Origin of the sequence: Kaistella flava (ex Peng et al. 2021) (genome assembly GCF_015191005.1) — a bacterium.
In the GTDB taxonomy this organism is placed as follows: domain Bacteria; phylum Bacteroidota; class Bacteroidia; order Flavobacteriales; family Weeksellaceae; genus Kaistella; species Kaistella flava.
On the sequence record NZ_CP040442.1, the window covers coordinates 272890 to 289131 of the forward strand.

A 16242-nucleotide genomic window follows, 5' to 3' on the forward strand; every position below is an offset into this window, starting at 1 on the left:
ATGGAGGTATTATCCAGTTTTAATTATAAAAAACTATTTCTGCTCAATATCACCGAGAAGATATTGGCTAATAATGCAGAAATCCAACTTTACCGGCTTGAGAATTATCTTAAAGGAATTCTCATGCCGGTAATTCCTTATCGTACCACCTTTAATTTTATCATCTTTATTACCAAAGGCCATATCAAGCAATACTTGGATAATAAAGAATATGATGCCGAGAAAGGCGATGTCATTTTAATCCAGCAGGGAATTATTACGGCAACCATCGAATTGTCAGATGATATTGAAGGTTTTTTTCTGGTATACGAAAATAGCATTCTGTCTGAACAGGAACTTCCAAAGCATAAAACAAGTATCTTTTTTATGACGCCTTTCCGGACGTTGGACAGTCTAACTTACGGAACGATTACCCAGCTTCTTGTCATCATGGAACAGGAATTTTTGCTGAATAATTTGGATGTCAATGAAGTGTTGATCACCATGCTTCATCTTATTTTAATTAAAATGCTTCATACCGACTTAAGCAGCGTCCGCAAATCATCCACCCGTCCGATGGAACTGTCATTGCAGTTTCGGGATCTTTTATTTAAGTACCACGTAGTTGAAAAAAGAGTAGCTTTTTATGCCGATAAGCTTTCCGTTACAGAAAATTATCTTAATAAATGTGTCAAGAATGTGACCCAGAAATCACCCAAACAGTGTCTCAGCGAAATGGATGTTAATTACAGCAAGGTGCTTCTTCATTCAAGTAAAGATATCGCCGAGATTGCTTATGAACTCAATTTTCATACTGCTTCTCACTTTACGCAGCTTTTTAAAAAGATTGCCGGGATTACTCCGAAAGAATACAGAGCGCAGTTTCTGAATAATAAAGGAATTGTATCATAAATTGTTTTTAGTTTTCAAGAATTTTATGAGCAGCTTGATTCGAAAGAATCTACATTTCAGTCAGATTCTCTCTATTTCAAAATTGAATTAAAAGCCGATTTTTATTATTCGGCTTTTAATTCAATTTTGAAATCATCTGTTAAGCGTAAAACCCCTTCAACTAAACTTTCCGGATGTTCTGTAAACCCTTTGAGCTTACTAGATTTTCCTTTGGTAATAATATCCTGAATCTGTTTTTCGGTCAGCTTTTTTCCAAACAAAACGAAAGGAACTTTAAAGCCACAACCTTTGTAATTCGAACAACCAATGGCAGTTTTACCTTTCATTAATTTGTTTTCTTTACACTTTGGACAATCTTCCTCTTCCCAAATAATCGTCGTAATTTTTCGCGGAGTTGGTTCTTTCTTTTCTTTGGGTTTTACTTCTTCCTGAAAGGAGATAACTTTTGCTTTTTCATTAATAACGTTTCGCGTTAACTCGGTTACCATCGTAATCAGCTCCTCTTTAAATTGATTCGCCTCATATTCACCACGCTCAATTTTTCTTAATTTAAATTCCCATTCACCTGTTAATTCCGGGCTTTTTAGCAATTCATCCTGAATAGTATCAATCAAATCAACGCCGGTAGAAGTCGCAAAAATGTTTTTCTTTTTCCGCTCGATATATTTTCTTCTGAACAAAGTTTCAATAATATTAGCTCGGGTAGAAGGTCTTCCAATACCATTGTTTTTCATCATCTCGCGCAGTTCTTCATCATCGACTTGTTTCCCTGCAGTTTCCATGGCACGTAGTAAAGTTGCTTCCGTATAAGCTTTTGGCGGACTGGTTTTTCCCTGATGAATCAATGGTTTGTGTGGACCTTTTTCGCCTGCTTTAAATTCCGGAATCGTTTGCTCTTCGTCTTTGTCCTTCTTTTCGGTATCGTCTTTTTCTTTAATATAAACTTCGCGCCAACCCAATTCCAGAATTTGTCTTCCAGTCGTTTTAAAAGGAATTGTTCCAACTTGTCCTTCCACCAAAGTATTTGAAATTTTACATTCCGGATAAAAAACAGCAATAAACCGTTTGGCTACCAAATCATAAATTAATTTTTCTTCTCGGCTTAAACTGGAAGATGGCGGAATCTCTGTCGGAATGATTGCATGGTGATCGGTGACTTTCGTATCATCAAAAACCGCTTTCGATTTTGGAATCGGTTGAGCCAAAATTGGCGCCGTCAATTCACTGTAAAAATTCATGCTTTGAAGAATTCCGGGAATCTTCGGATATAAACTTTCAGAAAGGTAAGTAGTATCAACTCTCGGATAAGTCGTATGTTTCTTTTCGTATAAACTCTGAATATACTTCAATGTATTCTCCGCAGAAAAACCGAATTTTCTATTGGCTTCAACCTGTAAAGCCGTCAAATCAAAGAGTCGTGGATTTTTTTCTTTCCCTTCTTTAATTTCAAAAGAGACAATTTCAAAAAGATTTTGTTTTAAATACTCTAAACCTTTCTCCGCTTTTTCTTTCGTTTTTAAACGGTCGATTGCTGCATTGAAAATAACGTCTCGGTATTTGGTTTTCAGTTCCCAATATTCCTCCGTGTTAAAGGCATCGATTTCTTTTTGCCGCTGAACAATCATCGCAAGAGTAGGCGTTTGAACACGCCCAATCGAAAGGACACTTTTATTTCCACCAAATTTTCGGGTGAATAAACGGGTGGCGTTAATTCCTAAAAGCCAGTCGCCAATCGCACGTGCATTTCCGGCTTGATATAGATTGAGATAATCTTCTGCAGGTTTTAAATTGGCAAAACCTTCTTTGATGGCTTCTTCGGTTAGTGAAGAAATCCATAATCTTTTCGTGGGTTTTCTACATTTCGCTTTGTGCAAAACCCAACGCTGTATCACTTCTCCTTCTTGCCCAGCATCACCACAGTTAATGACCTCCTCACAATCTGCAACTAATTTCTCAATGATTTTAAATTGCCTTTCAACGCCAGCGTTTTCTATTAATTTAATTCCAAACGGATTTGGAATAATAGGAAGTGTGAATAAATTCCAGGATTTAAGATGCGGACTGTAATCATGCGGTTCTTTCAGCGTACAAAGATGTCCAAACGTCCATGTTACCCAATAGCCATTGCCTTCAAAATAGCCTTGCTTGGGAACATCAGCTCCTAAAACTTTGGCAATATCCCGGGCAACACTTGGCTTTTCAGCAATACATAATTTCATAGTTCAACTTCATTTTTTGGACGAGCTGCAAATTTCAGTAAATTTTTCTAAACAAAGGGTTGAAATAATGTGAAAAGAATTCTTTCTAATTCTTAAAAAGGATTTTGAAAATTGAAATCTTAATGGTGAAAATTAAACTGTACTTTTTTAACACCAGTAACACGAATATTCCCACCAATGACACTAATAAATTGTGCTATTTGTGAAAGTCCATTTGTGTAATTTGTGTTAAAAAAAAGCATCAGGATTAGAAAATACTTTTTTTTTACAAAAAAAACGCTCCCAAAAAATTCAGAAGCGTCCATATTTTAAAATTGATTTTATTACAAGTTCATAAAAAGTTTCGGATTAACCGGCGTATTGTTTTTATGAACTTCGTAATGAAGATGAGGTCCCGTCGAACGTCCCGTGTTTCCTGATTTTGCAATCACGTCATTGACCACGACCACATCATTAGCTTTTACCAGGATTTCTGAAAGATGTCCATATAAAGTATCTAAACCATTTCCATGAGAAATGATGACGCAGTTTCCGTAACCGCCTTTCACGCCCGCGAAAATTACTTTTCCGGCAGCAGCACTTCGAACATCTGTGCCATAAGCAACTGCAATGTCTAAACCTTTGTGAAACTGAATTTGATCTTTTTCAGCAGGTAAATTATTTTGATTTGCAAGAACAGGAGTAGATTTAATGACATTTCCCAAACTGTCTTTTTCTACCACAATTTTCGGGTCTGCTTTTGCCGATGACATCGACGCTAACATGATTGTTTTGTCAGGAATAGGATTTACACGTTTTCCAAAAAGAGATGAAATATATCCATCAGTCGGAATTCCCAAAGGAACTTGTTGTAATTTTTTCTGCAAATCTACCAAATACTGACTGTAACGATTAGTTTGTTTTGACAGATAAACCGCATTTGAGATACTGTCTTTAGCAAGCATTTCTATTTTTCCATCCGATAGATTCTTTGAGGCTAAAAAGGAATTGAGCTCTCGAACGGTGTTATCTACTAACATCAGATTATTTTTCATTTCCAGATAATCGATGCTGTCTTTTTCAGTTTTAATTGGAACTAAATTCACTTGATACGATTTATCATCTTTCTCAGAATATAGTTTTCCGATAAATAAAGCCTGTCCGAAAATAACTAATACCAGTATTCCTAAGATTAAACTGATGTTTTTTTTATTACTTAATAAGTTCTTCATTATTAAAGTCTTGTTGGTCAAAAAATTAAGACTGCAAATTTATAAAATATTTTTAAAAGCTGTTTTTTCATAAAACAAATGCCTTTTGATGATTTACTTCAGTTTATTAGAATACAATTCTTTGCACTATTTCAGAAAGCTTTAATATATTTGTACTATAGATTCGCACTTGTTCAGAAACTTCTGAACAGCACCTCAATTTTTTAATTATGACAAAAAAGAAAGCCCAGAAATCACAGACTCAAGATATTCCCGTTGGCGTAGTAGGAAGTGGTAGTTTTGCAACTGCCATTGTAAAAATGTTGGTGGAAAATAGCAAACTGGTTCACTGGTGTGTGCGAAACGAATATGTAAAAGGGGCGATTGAACAGCGCGGTCATAATCCAAATTATTTAACGTCTGTTTCATTTGATCAAAAAAATCTAAAAGTGACGACCGATATTAATGAATTGGTTTCCGCTTGTGAAGTAGTGGTTTTGGCAACGCCTTCCATCTATCTCTCGGATGCGATGGAGAAAATGACGTGTAATTACGAGGATAAGATTTTTGTTTCTGCAATTAAAGGGATTGTGCCGAAAGTGAACGATGTAGTTGCTCATTACCTTCGTGATGAATTTAAAATTGGTTTTAGAAATCAGGCAGTGATCGCTGGTCCTTGTCATGCTGAGGAAGTTGCTATGGAACGTTTATCGTATTTAACGATTGCCGTTGCAGAAGATGATGTTGCTAAAAAATTGAAAGATTTATTTTCTTCAGATTTCATTAATGTTCATTCTACTAAAGATATTTTAGGAAATGAATACAGCGCGATTTTGAAAAATATTTATGCAGTTGGTGCTGGGATTTCCAGTGGTTTAGGTTATGGAGATAACTTTACGGCGGTTTTCGTTTCTAATGCAGTTCGCGAAATGGAAGTTTTCCTGGAATCCGTTTACGAAGTTCCTCGTGATGTCAACGAGAGTGCTTATCTCGGAGATTTACTGGTAACTGCATATTCACTGTTTTCCAGAAACCGAAACTTAGGAAATCTAATCGGAAAAGGATATACCGTGAAATCTGCAATTCAATCAATGAATATGATTGCTGAAGGATATTATGCCGCAGATTCAGTTTATCATACCTCAAAAAGTAAAAAATTGAACACACCGATTATCGATACGATTTACGGAATTCTTTATAAAGAAAAGAATGCAGAAACTGAATTTAAAAAATTAACCTTACTCTTAAATTAGTGAAAAATAGAGCCATATATTCTGTTCATATCTATTCAGTTGTGGAAGAGCGGTTGAATATATGGTCGCATTTTATTGGTTTCCTTTTGAGTATCGTAGCTTTGGTTTTCTTGATAAATAGGGCGCTCTATTTAGAAAGTACCAGAGCATTGATCAGTTTTTCGATTTTTGGAGTGAGCATGATTATCCTTTATCTTGCTTCTACTTTATATCATTCTTCTAAAAATCCCTTATTAAGATATCGACTGAATATCTTCGATCATTCTGCAATTTATGTTTTAATAGCTGGCACTTATTCACCATTTGCCTTGGTTTCTTTGAGCGGTCGGGAGGGTTATACCATTTTCGCAGTAGTTTGGGGTATGGCAATTATTGGAATTATTTTTAAATTTTTCTTTATTGGTCGATTAAATATTTTATCCACGATTCTTTATGTAGCAATGGGTTGGTTGATTATTTTGAGCTTCGACAGTTTGATGTATCATCTCAATTTCCGAGGGGTGGTTTGGTTAATTTCTGGCGGAGTTTCCTATACCATCGGTGCAGTTTTGTACAATATTACGAAACTGAAATTCAATCATTTTATTTTCCACATGTTCGTTTTGCTCGGAACGTTCTGTCATTTCATGTCGATCTATTTTTATGTAATTCCTATTTCTAAGGTTTAAAGTTAATTTTAGTGTAATTTTTTTTAGAATGGCGATTTTTTTGCTATTAGATTATTCGTCTTTAAAGTTGTTATTTTAAAGATGCTTTAAGCAGCAGTTTAAGGAAGTTTTAACAACTCTGATTCTTCTAAAACAAAACTTTTACCGAAATTCGTTAATCTAAAAATACTACTATATGCCTACTTCAGCCAATCATAAACCTCTTCAAGCACATTATGATGTCGTCTTAATCGGTGGTGGAATTATGAGTGTAACTCTCGGAACATTACTTCACGAGCTTGATCCAAAACTTAAAATTGTTATTTTTGAAAGACTAGGTCGCTTTGCCCGAGAAAGTTCAGCAGCCTGGAATAACGCTGGGACAGGACATTCTGCGTTCTGTGAACTTAATTATACTCCTGAAAAAAAAGATGGTTCCATCGATATTTCAAAAGCAGAAAGTATTGCCGAGCAATTTGAAATTTCAAAACAATTCTGGTCTTATTTATTATCTAAAAAATATATTAATAATCCGAAAGATTTCATCAATTCTTGTCCACACATGAGTTTGGTTTTCGGAGAACATGACGTTGAGTTTTTAAGAAAACGTCATGAAAAAATGACTCAATCTGAGTTGTTTAAAGGAATGGAATTTTCGACAGACCATGAAAAACTTCGCGAATGGATTCCTTTAATCATGGCTAAAAGAAAAGATAATGAAGTTCTCGCTGCAACAAAAATGGATTTAGGAACCGATGTTAATTTTGGAACATTAACCAGAAAAATGGGTCACTTTTTAGCAGAACATTCTAATGTAGATGTTTATTTATATCACGATGTAAAAGATATTGATCCGATGGCTGATGGAAAATGGTCTTTGAAAATTAAAGACAGAATGCATGCAAAGTCAAGTCAACTCACCGCTGATTTCGTATTCATTGGTGCAGGAGGTTACGCACTTCCATTGCTTGATAGTTCGGATATTCCCGAAAGTGCAGGTTATGGTGGATTCCCGGTTTCTGGTCAATGGCTCGTTACTCATAATCCTGAACTCATTGCAAAACATCAAGCGAAAGTATATACTCAAGCGAGTGTAGATGCTCCACCAATGAGTGTTCCACATTTAGATTTAAGAATTATAGATGGTCAAAAAGCTTTGCTCTTTGGACCATTTGCAGGATTCTCTACCAAGTTTTTAAAAGAAGGAAGTTACCTCGATTTACCAGACAGCGTGAACAGAAAAAATATTAAATCCCTGTTTGGAGCTTGGTGGCATAATTTACCATTGACGAAATATTTGGTTCAACAAGTCGCGATGACTAAAGTGCAAAGAATGCAGCATTTAAGAGAGTTTGTAAAAGATGCAAGAGAAGAAGATTGGGAATTGAAAGTGGCCGGACAAAGAGTTCAAATCATTAAAAAAAATGATGAGCAAGGTGGTAAATTAGAATTCGGGACAGAAGTTGTTGTGAATAAAAAAGGAACAATCGCTTCCTTGTTGGGTGCTTCTCCTGGTGCTTCTACAGCAGTATATGCGATGCTTCAGGTTTTAGAAAAATGTTTCCCGGAAAAAGTTCATCATGAATGGAAAGAAAAATTGACCGAAATGATTCCAACCTATGGGCAGAAATTGGCAGATAATCCCGAACTTACAAAACATATTAGAGATTATACCAAAGATAAGCTCAAACTCGATTATTAGCAATTACTCATTACTTATTTAAAAATGACGACTATTACGAAACCCGAAATTTCACCAGAACTTTTGGCAGCGCTTCAACCCAAGGTAGAAGCAGAAAAACAAGTCATCGTTCATTGTTGTTTTCCGGGAACACCTTTTTCGGATATGTTGATTCGTATTTGGTCATCTACTTTTTTGATTGATGAAAGTTTGGGGCATAAAAGCACTTTGATTCATCACGAGAATATTTCACTTTTTCCTTATTGGACAGAAGTTCCGCCGATGAAAGATTACTGGTTTACCTTGGTTTTTTCTGGTTTGCCTAAAGAGTGTACGAGTTTTGATTTAAAGGAAGAGATTCCACAAGAAGGAGGATTTTGGGTAAGAAATATTAAAAGAAATAAATCCGATGTTTATAAAGTAAAAATTAATTAGAATGAAAAAAATCTATTTCCTGTTGATGATTCCGTTTTTAATGGGTAGTTGTAACTCTCGATACAGCGTAGTTCCATTAAATAAATTTAACAAAGAAAGAAAACAAATCGCACAAGATTTTGTGGAGACCTATTTAAAAAAATGTGAAAATAAAGATTATTCAGAATTTGAAGGTTTTAATATTGCGAAGAAATTTCAAGCGAAGTTATCGCCAGATTCCCTAAAGAGATCTTGTAATTATATCTACTATAAAAATGGGAAAGTGACCGTTGAAAAACTGGTTTCTGCTCATACTACAAAATCTCCCAAAGATTTTATGGATGTTTTAAATTTTAAAATAAAGACTGAAAAATCAGCTGCACCGATGTATTTACACCTCGGAATGTACCGTGATCAGAATTATATCGAAATGCCTTTTTATATTTCTGCGGACGAAAGTTATTACGAAACGATCAGAAAGAAATACTATAAAAAATGAAAAATATTCTCATTTTAATAGTTGCTATTCTGATCACTTCCTGTGCTTCACAATCGCCCGATAGGGAAACTTCTGATGTTAAAAAGTTTCAGAAAGAACTTAATTCAGAATATAAAAATCCAAAGGAAACGCCATTGAGAGGAAGTAATTTTACCAACTTCAAAGAACATCCTTTCTTTCCAATTGATTTAAAATATAAGGTTGCTGCAAAATTCACGAAGACCGAAAATGCAGCATCTTTTGAACTGCCAACCTCTTCCGGAAAAACCAGAACCTACCGCGAATTTGGCAAAGCAACATTTGTTTTAGATGGTCAGAAATTGACTTTGACTCTTTATCAAAATTTAGCATTAATAAAAAAGAACAAATATAAAGACTATCTTTTCTTACCTTTTCGGGATGCGACCAATGAGATCGAAACTTATGGCGGCGGGAAATACATGGATTTAAAAATCCCAAAAGGCGATATCATTATTTTAGATTTCAATAAATCTTATCATCCATATTGCGCCTACAACGCGCTTGATTATAATTGTCCGATTGTTCCAGCAGAGAATTTTTTGCCCGTAAGAATTGAAGCAGGCGTGATGTATGAAGATGTTTATCATCACTAAAAATAGATTTTAAAAATAGACTCGATACTTTCTCTTTCATTATTCATAAAAAAAATAAAGTTGTACTATGGAAGTTTCTCTTAAAAATCAAGTAGCCATTATCACAGGTTCCTGCAGTGGAATTGGTGCCGGAGTTGCAAGATCAATGGCAGAATCCGGCGCAGAAGTCGTGATCAATTATCCTTTTGCCGGAGCGCTGGATCAGGCAACTGCAGTCCTAAAAGAAATTACCGACAAAGGCGGAAAAGGAATCGTTTACCAGTGCGACGTTTCCAAAGAAGATGAGGTCATAAAAATGTTTCAGGACGTTGTTGCTCAATTGGGAACCGTTGATATTTTAGTCAATAATGCCGGAATTCAAAAAGATGCAAAGTTTACCGAAATGACTTTGGATCAATGGAATGCGGTAATTGGTATTAATTTAACCGGTCAATTTTTATGTGCCCGAGAAGCGATTAAAGAATTTCTCAGAAGAGGAATCGATACTTCGCGATCAATCGCTTGTGGAAAAATCATTCATATCTCGTCGGTACACGAAATTATCCCGTGGTCCAAACATGCCAATTATGCGTCGAGTAAAGGTGCAATTCGAATGTTGATGCAGACTTTGGCGCAAGAATATGGTGGAGATAAAATCCGAGTGAATTCCATTTGTCCCGGAGCCATTCAAACTCCCATTAATAAAAGTGCGTGGGAAACGCCTGAAGCGATGAATTCTTTGCTGAAACTAATTCCTTATGACAGAATCGGTCAACCAAAGGATATTGGAAACCTGGCCGTTTTCCTAGCGAGTGATAAGTCCGATTATATCACGGGTGCCAGCCTATTTATCGATGGTGGTATGACCACTTTCGAATCATTTTCAACGGGCGGTTAAATGTAAGGAACTTAAATTCCCGTCCTTTGGAGGCGTGGCAAAAATTTCAAATTCTTGACGGGATGTTTAACACAGTTATTTAAATAATTATTTGGACGCCTTTTTCTCTCGTCTTTAATGATGAGATTCCCGCTTTTTTGGTATTACGAGGAAATGTATTATTAGTCGAAAAATAGGATCAAAATACCAAAGAGAGCTCCACTCAAACCACTTAGTGGTTCGGCGATTCAAATGAAAATTTAAAAATCAGAGAGTCAAATCGGGGTGCATTTTTCGAAGCAAGTATAAAATTCATTTTTCGATAGTCGATTTCCGCAATATTAATTTGCTTTAAAATTCAAATAAGATGATTGAAGAAAATAAAAGATTACCCGATGTCTCCTGGAAAAAATGGGGTCCTTATGTCAGCAATCGAGAATGGGGAGTGGTTCGTGAGGATTACAGTGCCGATGGCGACGCCTGGAATTATACCAGCCATGATACTGCCGAAGCCAAAACCTATCGTTGGGGCGAAGAGGGAATCTGCGGAATCTGCGATGATAAACAATTGCTTGCGTTTTCATTAGGTCTTTGGAACAAAAAAGACAAAATGGTTAAAGAACGGTTTTTCGGTTTGACCAATGGGCAGGGAAATCACGGCGAAGATGTCAAGGAATATTACTATTATTTAGATAATACCCCGACGCATTCTTATATGAAGATGTTGTATAAATATCCGCAAAATGCTTTTCCTTATGACGAGCTCGTTGATAAAAATGCAGAAGCGGGAAAAGAAAATCCAGAATACGAACTTATTGACACTGGGATTTTTGACCAAAATGAATATTTTGATATTTTCATTGAATATGCTAAATGTTCACAGGAAGATATTTTAATTAGAATTTCGGTTACCAATAAATCTACCAAAGATGCACCGCTAACTCTTTTGCCAACCATTTGGTTTCGAAATACCTGGAGTTGGGGTTATGATGATTATCGACCGCAGTTAAATGCGACAGATGCTAATCACATTACAATCAATCACAAGGAATTAAAGGTAAAAAACTTTTACGCAAAACAATCTACTGAGGTTCTTTTTTGCGATAACGAAAGCAATTACCAGCGATTATTCCAAGCCGCAGATTCTGGGAAGTTTTGTAAGGATGGCATCAACGATTTCATTATTAATGGAAATCAAAATTCAGTTAATTCAGAAAAAAATGGAACCAAAGCTTCTTTTTTTATTGATGAAATAATCCCTGCAAAGAGCACCCATATTTTCGAATTTAGATTATGTGATAAAGATTTAGATGCACCATTTGAAGATTTTGATAAAATTTTTAACGACAGAAAATTCGAAGCCGATGAATTTTATAAAGAGTTACAGAAAGGAATTAAAACGGATGATGAAAAATTAGTTCAACGTCAAGCCTTTGCGGGAATGTTGTGGAGCAAGCAGTTCTATCATTACAATATTGAGAAATGGTTAGAAGGTGATCCGTCTGAAATTCCGCCACCAAAATCCCGAAAGCATATTAGAAATGAAGATTGGGGAAATTTCAATTCTCTGAATATAATTTCAATGCCTGATAAATGGGAATATCCTTGGTTCGCAACTTGGGATTTAGCCTTTCATACTTTAAGTTTTGCCATTATCGACGCTGATTTTGCAAAGCAGCAATTGAAGCTTTTAACACTCGAATGGTTCATGCATCCTAATGGTCAACTTCCCGCATATGAATGGGATTTCAGCGATGTCAATCCACCAGTTCATGCATGGGCGGCTTTTAGGGTTTTTAAAATTGATGAAGTAGAAAAAGGAAAACCGGATCTTGAATTCCTTGAAGGAGTTTTCCAAAAACTACTGATGACGTTCACTTGGTGGGTCAACAAAAAAGACAGCAATGGAAATAATATTTTCGAAGGCGGATTCCTTGGTTTAGACAATATCGGAATTTTTGACCGTAACGAAACTTTGCCTTATGGTGAAAGTTTAGAACAAGCCGACGGTACAAGTTGGATGGCCATGTTCGCGCTGAATATGATGAGAATCGCTATGGAATTGGCTTTGTATAATAAAGTATATGAAGATCTTGCCACGAAATTTTTCGAACATTTCTTGAGTATCGCCAATGCGCTCGACAATATGGGTGAAAATGATTTTTCACTTTGGGATGATCAGGATGAATTTTTCTACGATGCTCTCAAACTGAAAGACTGTTCCAGTATTTTTATGCGAGTTCGTTCCATTGTAGGTTTGATTCCTATGTTTGCAGTAGAAGTAATCGATGAAGAAATGCTCGATAAATTGCCGGCTTTTAAAGAAAGAATGGATTGGGTTTTAAAAAATAAACCGAAGTTAGCCTCGCTCGTTTCTCATTGGGAAGTGAAAGGCAGCGATTCCAAACATTTACTTTCTTTGTTAAGAGGTCATCGTTTGAAAAAACTGCTGCAGAGAATGCTTGATGAAAAAGAATTCTTAAGCGATTATGGAGTTCGGGCTTTATCAAAAGATTATGAGGAAAATCCTTTCCATATTAATTTAGATGGCACTGATTATACGGTGAAATATCTGCCGGCGGAAAGTGATAGTGATATGTTTGGAGGCAATAGCAATTGGCGCGGTCCAATTTGGTTTCCGATTAATTTTTTAATTATTGAAAGTTTGCAGCGGTTCTTCTTTTATTATAGTCCCGACTTTAAAGTAGAATGTCCGACGGGAAGTGGAAATTATTTGAATTTAGATGAGATTGCTCAATTTTTAGGAAAACGTTTAGCCAATATTTTCTTAGAAGATGAAAATGGAAAACGTGCTTTCAATGGTCAATATCCAAAATTTCAGGAAGATGATGATTTCAAGGATTATATTTTATTCTACGAATATTTTCATGGAGACAGTGGCCGTGGAGTAGGAGCTTCTCACCAAACGGGTTGGACGGGATTGATTGCAAAGATTTTACAACCGCGTTTTTTAGAAAATAAGATGGTAAAAGCACAGACAGAAACATCGGAACAAACTGGTGTAAAAGTTGATGCTAAATAAGAGAATGTTAAATCCTAAAGTTATGGCAACAAATGATAAAAATACACCAGGACCAATCGTAGTAATCGCAATCGCTGTAATTGCGCTAATGATTATTTTTTACTTTATTTTACTAATGTACTTCCCAAACCTATTTGAAAGTTTAGATATTGGTAAAGTAAAAGCAGTGAAATAAATTAAACTTTTGCCAAAAATTCTTCAAAGGCTGGAAATACAGAAACTGTTCCGTCCGTTAAAATCTTTTTGAGTTTTAAAGTTTCAATCTGATTAATAGAATTTTCATCAAAAGGTTTTTGCACTCGAACATAATTTTCGGTAAAGCCGAACATGATTCCGTTTTTGTTTTCATGTTCCCAAAGGACAGGAAGTGTTTTGCCTAATTGTGTTTGATAGAAAGCCATTTTCTTTTTCTCAGAAAGAATTCTCAGCATTTTGTTTCTTCTCTTTCTTTCAGGAATTGGGATAACACCATCCATTTCTGCGGCTTCAGTATTTTCTCTTTCAGAATAAGTAAAAACATGCAGATAAGAAATAGGCAACTCATTTAGAAAATTATAAGTTTCTAAAAACTTCTCTTCTGTTTCGCCTGGAAATCCAACAATAACGTCAACTCCAATACAAGAATCGGGCATTACTTCACGAATTTTTGAAACTCGGTCGGCATATAAACCGCTCATATATCGGCGTTTCATTTGCTTTAATAAATCGTCGCTTCCACTTTGCAATGGAATATGGAAATGCGGAACAAAACGTTTGCTTTTCGCCACCAATTCAATGCTTTCGTTTTTCAATAAATTTGGTTCGATCGACGAAATACGGATTCTTTCTATACGTTCAACCTGATCTAATTCTGAAATTAGATCCAGGAAAGTGTGTTCATGTTTTTTATTTCCGAATTCACCTTTTCCGTAATCACCAATATTGACGCCGGTTAAAACGATTTCACGAATTCCTTTCTGCGCAATTTCTGTTGCATTTCTAACCACACTTTCTATGGTGTCAGAACGGGAAATTCCTCTTGCTAAAGGAATCGTACAATAAGTACATTTATAATCACAGCCATCCTGAACTTTCAAAAAAGCACGAGTTCGGTCTCCAATTGAATAACTTCCGATAAAGAAATCGGCTTCATCAATCTCGCAAGAATGAATAATTCCATGGCTTTCTGATTTCTGTAAATCATCAAGGTAACTCAGAATATTGAATTTTTCCTTCGCTCCCAAAACTAAATCTACACCTGTGATTTCCGAAATCTCTTCAGGTTTCAATTGTGCATAACAACCTAAAATCACAACCAAACCATCGGGATTAGCTTTCATAGCGCGCTTTACATGAAACTTACATTCCCGGTCTGCATTTTCAGTAACCGAACAGGTATTGATGATATAGACATTAGCTGGCTCATCAAAGCTAACCTTTGTATAACCGGCACCAGTAAGCTGGCGGGCAATGGTTGAGGTTTCTGCAAAGTTAAGTTTGCAACCTAAAGTATGAAAAGCGGCGGTTTTTAATTGTAAGTGTTCCATAATTGAATGGTGCAAATTTAGAGATTATTTTTTTTCTAACGAGCAAATGTGTTGGGCAAAAAAAAACCACAACAAGTTGTGATTTTTCAATGAATGAAATTTAATTTGAAATGAAATATTGTAATCTATATCTGAATGATTTTTTCGTAGTTATTTTCTGGTAAATTCCAAGAGCAGGCTTTTGCTTCGTTTGATAAAATGGCAATTCTTCGGGTTTCGGTATCAAAAATTTTAACGCCTTCTAATCTTAATTTTGGAGTTCTGTAAATATGGAGACTGACAGAAATTCCTTCAGAATTATTAATCATGGAATTAATATCCGTTTGTTCTTCTACCAAAATATCTCCAACTCGGGCGGTCGTTTTTGAGTCATATTCGATGAAGTTTGAATTTTCACGATAACTCGCTTCGGTTAAACTTCCTTTTAAAACTTTAATTTTAGCATCATAATTAGAATGATCGCGAATGGCAGAATAATTATTAACTCCCCAAATCTTTAGCGTAGCCACAAATTCATCATGATAAACCGGAATTTTCATGAAGGTTTCGTTCGGAACTTCTAAGGGACTAATCTGAAACAGTTCATCGAAATCTTTGAACTGAAAAGTAAATAATAAGTCGCAAACGTCGTCGAAACTTAAACTTTTCTTCTCTTTTAAATCAAGTAAAACTTGCTCGAGATTTTGCATTCCACCATCTGTTTTCATGTCTGTGTGTTTGATGGTGTAAAATTAATCACAAGCCTCCACAAGATTTGAAAAATGGTACTGACTTATGTCACAAGTGATTTATATCAGAATCTTTAAATTTTATAATCGTCCCGAACTTCATCGCTTTTTGCATAACAAACTGGTGAAGAGTTTTCTTGAATTTCTGATGAATCCTGGCTTTTGAATTTTTCTATGTTAAAAGTTTCGGAATGATTTTTTGCAATGGATAAAGTTTTCCAGTCTTCATTTTTAAGCATTTTTCCGATGTAAATGATTTGGCCGATGTGGTAAGGATAATGGGCAAATTGTCTTAAAACGGCATCCAGAATACTGTGCTTTTCACCACGTATGAGAATCGTGTCGTACCAGTTTTCGTCTTTAATTTGATTTAAAGCTTCCAATAAAACCTGCCAACCTTTATTCCAAATCTCCATCATTTCTGATTTTGAATGAATGTCGTTTTCAAATTCAGAATCTCTGTTTCGCCAATTTTTTTCACCATCTTCAGTGAGGAAATTCGTCCAACGTGAAAGCATATTTCCAGAAATATGTTTTACCAAAGTTGCGATGGAATTACTTTCCTCATTGTATTTCCAGAAAAGTTGTTCTTCAGAAACCTGGTCGAAAGTTTTTTCGGCAAGTTCTTTATAAAATAGAAACCGTTTGATAAATAGATCTTTCATTTTAATGTTTTTGATG

At 35.5% G+C, this 16242-nt stretch carries 15 protein-coding genes; 10 read left to right on the plus strand and 5 right to left on the minus strand.

Annotated features, from left to right (window positions below):
* Positions 1-891 (plus strand): helix-turn-helix domain-containing protein, encoded by an 891-nt coding sequence (locus tag Q73A0000_RS01215; RefSeq protein ID WP_193812274.1) that lies wholly within the window; start codon positions 1-3, stop codon positions 889-891.
* Positions 892-995: 104 nt separating this feature from the next.
* Here the strand turns inward: Q73A0000_RS01215 and Q73A0000_RS01220 are convergent, their stop codons facing one another.
* Both Q73A0000_RS01220 and Q73A0000_RS01225 read right to left on the minus strand, forming a co-directional pair.
* Positions 996-3110, minus strand: a complete 2115-nt coding sequence (locus Q73A0000_RS01220; RefSeq protein WP_193812275.1) for a type IA DNA topoisomerase — start codon at positions 3108-3110, stop codon at positions 996-998.
* 323 nt (positions 3111-3433) lie between these two features.
* Positions 3434-4321 (minus strand): M23 family metallopeptidase, encoded by an 888-nt coding sequence (locus tag Q73A0000_RS01225; protein ID WP_193812276.1) that lies wholly within the window; start codon positions 4319-4321, stop codon positions 3434-3436.
* 209 nt (positions 4322-4530) lie between these two features.
* Between Q73A0000_RS01225 and Q73A0000_RS01230 the strand changes: the two genes are divergently transcribed.
* The 9 genes from Q73A0000_RS01230 to Q73A0000_RS01270 all read left to right on the plus strand — a co-directional run bounded on the left by Q73A0000_RS01230 (position 4531) and on the right by Q73A0000_RS01270 (position 13482).
* Positions 4531-5553 (plus strand): NAD(P)H-dependent glycerol-3-phosphate dehydrogenase, encoded by a 1023-nt coding sequence (locus Q73A0000_RS01230; RefSeq protein ID WP_193812277.1) that lies wholly within the window; start codon positions 4531-4533, stop codon positions 5551-5553.
* Positions 5553-6221: a PAQR family membrane homeostasis protein TrhA gene (gene trhA / locus Q73A0000_RS01235; protein WP_244140779.1), complete on the plus strand. Its 669-nt coding sequence runs from the start codon at positions 5553-5555 to the stop codon at positions 6219-6221. The genes Q73A0000_RS01230 and trhA overlap by 1 nt, the downstream gene beginning before the upstream one ends.
* Positions 6222-6396: 175 nt before the next feature.
* Entirely contained in the window at positions 6397-7902 is a 1506-nt protein-coding gene (mqo, locus tag Q73A0000_RS01240) for a malate dehydrogenase (quinone) (protein WP_193812278.1), read from the plus strand.
* Positions 7903-7926: 24 nt separating this feature from the next.
* The gene (locus Q73A0000_RS01245; protein ID WP_193812279.1) at positions 7927-8316 is read left to right on the plus strand and encodes a hypothetical protein; all 390 of its coding nucleotides are present in this window, start codon (positions 7927-7929) and stop codon (positions 8314-8316) included.
* Position 8317: 1 nt separating this feature from the next.
* Entirely contained in the window at positions 8318-8794 is a 477-nt protein-coding gene (locus Q73A0000_RS01250; RefSeq protein WP_193812280.1) for a hypothetical protein, read from the plus strand.
* Positions 8791-9408: a DUF1684 domain-containing protein gene (locus tag Q73A0000_RS01255; protein WP_193812281.1), complete on the plus strand. Its 618-nt coding sequence runs from the start codon at positions 8791-8793 to the stop codon at positions 9406-9408. Before Q73A0000_RS01250 ends, Q73A0000_RS01255 begins: the two co-directional genes overlap by 4 nt.
* A gap of 67 nt (positions 9409-9475) precedes the next feature.
* The gene (locus Q73A0000_RS01260; protein ID WP_193812282.1) at positions 9476-10285 is read left to right on the plus strand and encodes a glucose 1-dehydrogenase; all 810 of its coding nucleotides are present in this window, start codon (positions 9476-9478) and stop codon (positions 10283-10285) included.
* A 346-nt stretch (positions 10286-10631) separates the two neighbouring features.
* Positions 10632-13307, plus strand: coding sequence for an MGH1-like glycoside hydrolase domain-containing protein (locus Q73A0000_RS01265; protein ID WP_193812283.1), 2676 nt, complete (start codon positions 10632-10634; stop codon positions 13305-13307).
* 22 nt (positions 13308-13329) lie between these two features.
* Positions 13330-13482: a hypothetical protein gene (locus Q73A0000_RS01270; RefSeq protein WP_193812284.1), complete on the plus strand. Its 153-nt coding sequence runs from the start codon at positions 13330-13332 to the stop codon at positions 13480-13482.
* Position 13483: 1 nt separating this feature from the next.
* Here the strand turns inward: Q73A0000_RS01270 and mtaB are convergent, their stop codons facing one another.
* From mtaB to Q73A0000_RS01285, 3 genes are all read right to left on the minus strand, one after another.
* Complete coding sequence (mtaB, locus tag Q73A0000_RS01275) at positions 13484-14833, minus strand: tRNA (N(6)-L-threonylcarbamoyladenosine(37)-C(2))-methylthiotransferase MtaB (protein ID WP_193812285.1); 1350 nt, start codon at positions 14831-14833, stop codon at positions 13484-13486.
* A gap of 125 nt (positions 14834-14958) precedes the next feature.
* Positions 14959-15540 carry a hypothetical protein gene (locus tag Q73A0000_RS01280; protein ID WP_193812286.1) on the minus strand — a complete coding sequence of 194 codons (582 nt, stop codon included), beginning with the start codon at positions 15538-15540 and terminating at the stop codon, positions 14959-14961.
* A 95-nt stretch (positions 15541-15635) separates the two neighbouring features.
* Entirely contained in the window at positions 15636-16226 is a 591-nt protein-coding gene (locus Q73A0000_RS01285) for a DUF1572 family protein (RefSeq protein ID WP_193812287.1), read from the minus strand.
* Between the last annotated feature and the right edge of the window lie 16 nt (positions 16227-16242).

Coding starts and splice junctions, on each gene's coding strand:
- Q73A0000_RS01265 (WP_193812283.1), top strand. CDS start 10,632: ATGATTGAAGAAAATAAAAGATTACCCGATGTCTCCTGGAAAAAATGG.
- mtaB (WP_193812285.1), bottom strand. CDS start 14,833: ATGGAACACTTACAATTAAAAACCGCCGCTTTTCATACTTTAGGTTGC.
- Q73A0000_RS01230 (WP_193812277.1), top strand. CDS start 4,531: ATGACAAAAAAGAAAGCCCAGAAATCACAGACTCAAGATATTCCCGTT.
- Q73A0000_RS01215 (WP_193812274.1), top strand. CDS start 1: ATGGAGGTATTATCCAGTTTTAATTATAAAAAACTATTTCTGCTCAAT.
- Q73A0000_RS01270 (WP_193812284.1), top strand. CDS start 13,330: ATGGCAACAAATGATAAAAATACACCAGGACCAATCGTAGTAATCGCA.
- Q73A0000_RS01280 (WP_193812286.1), bottom strand. CDS start 15,540: ATGAAAACAGATGGTGGAATGCAAAATCTCGAGCAAGTTTTACTTGAT.
- Q73A0000_RS01225 (WP_193812276.1), bottom strand. CDS start 4,321: ATGAAGAACTTATTAAGTAATAAAAAAAACATCAGTTTAATCTTAGGA.
- Q73A0000_RS01250 (WP_193812280.1), top strand. CDS start 8,318: ATGAAAAAAATCTATTTCCTGTTGATGATTCCGTTTTTAATGGGTAGT.
- Q73A0000_RS01245 (WP_193812279.1), top strand. CDS start 7,927: ATGACGACTATTACGAAACCCGAAATTTCACCAGAACTTTTGGCAGCG.
- Q73A0000_RS01285 (WP_193812287.1), bottom strand. CDS start 16,226: ATGAAAGATCTATTTATCAAACGGTTTCTATTTTATAAAGAACTTGCC.
- mqo (WP_193812278.1), top strand. CDS start 6,397: ATGCCTACTTCAGCCAATCATAAACCTCTTCAAGCACATTATGATGTC.
- Q73A0000_RS01255 (WP_193812281.1), top strand. CDS start 8,791: ATGAAAAATATTCTCATTTTAATAGTTGCTATTCTGATCACTTCCTGT.
- Q73A0000_RS01260 (WP_193812282.1), top strand. CDS start 9,476: ATGGAAGTTTCTCTTAAAAATCAAGTAGCCATTATCACAGGTTCCTGC.
- Q73A0000_RS01220 (WP_193812275.1), bottom strand. CDS start 3,110: ATGAAATTATGTATTGCTGAAAAGCCAAGTGTTGCCCGGGATATTGCC.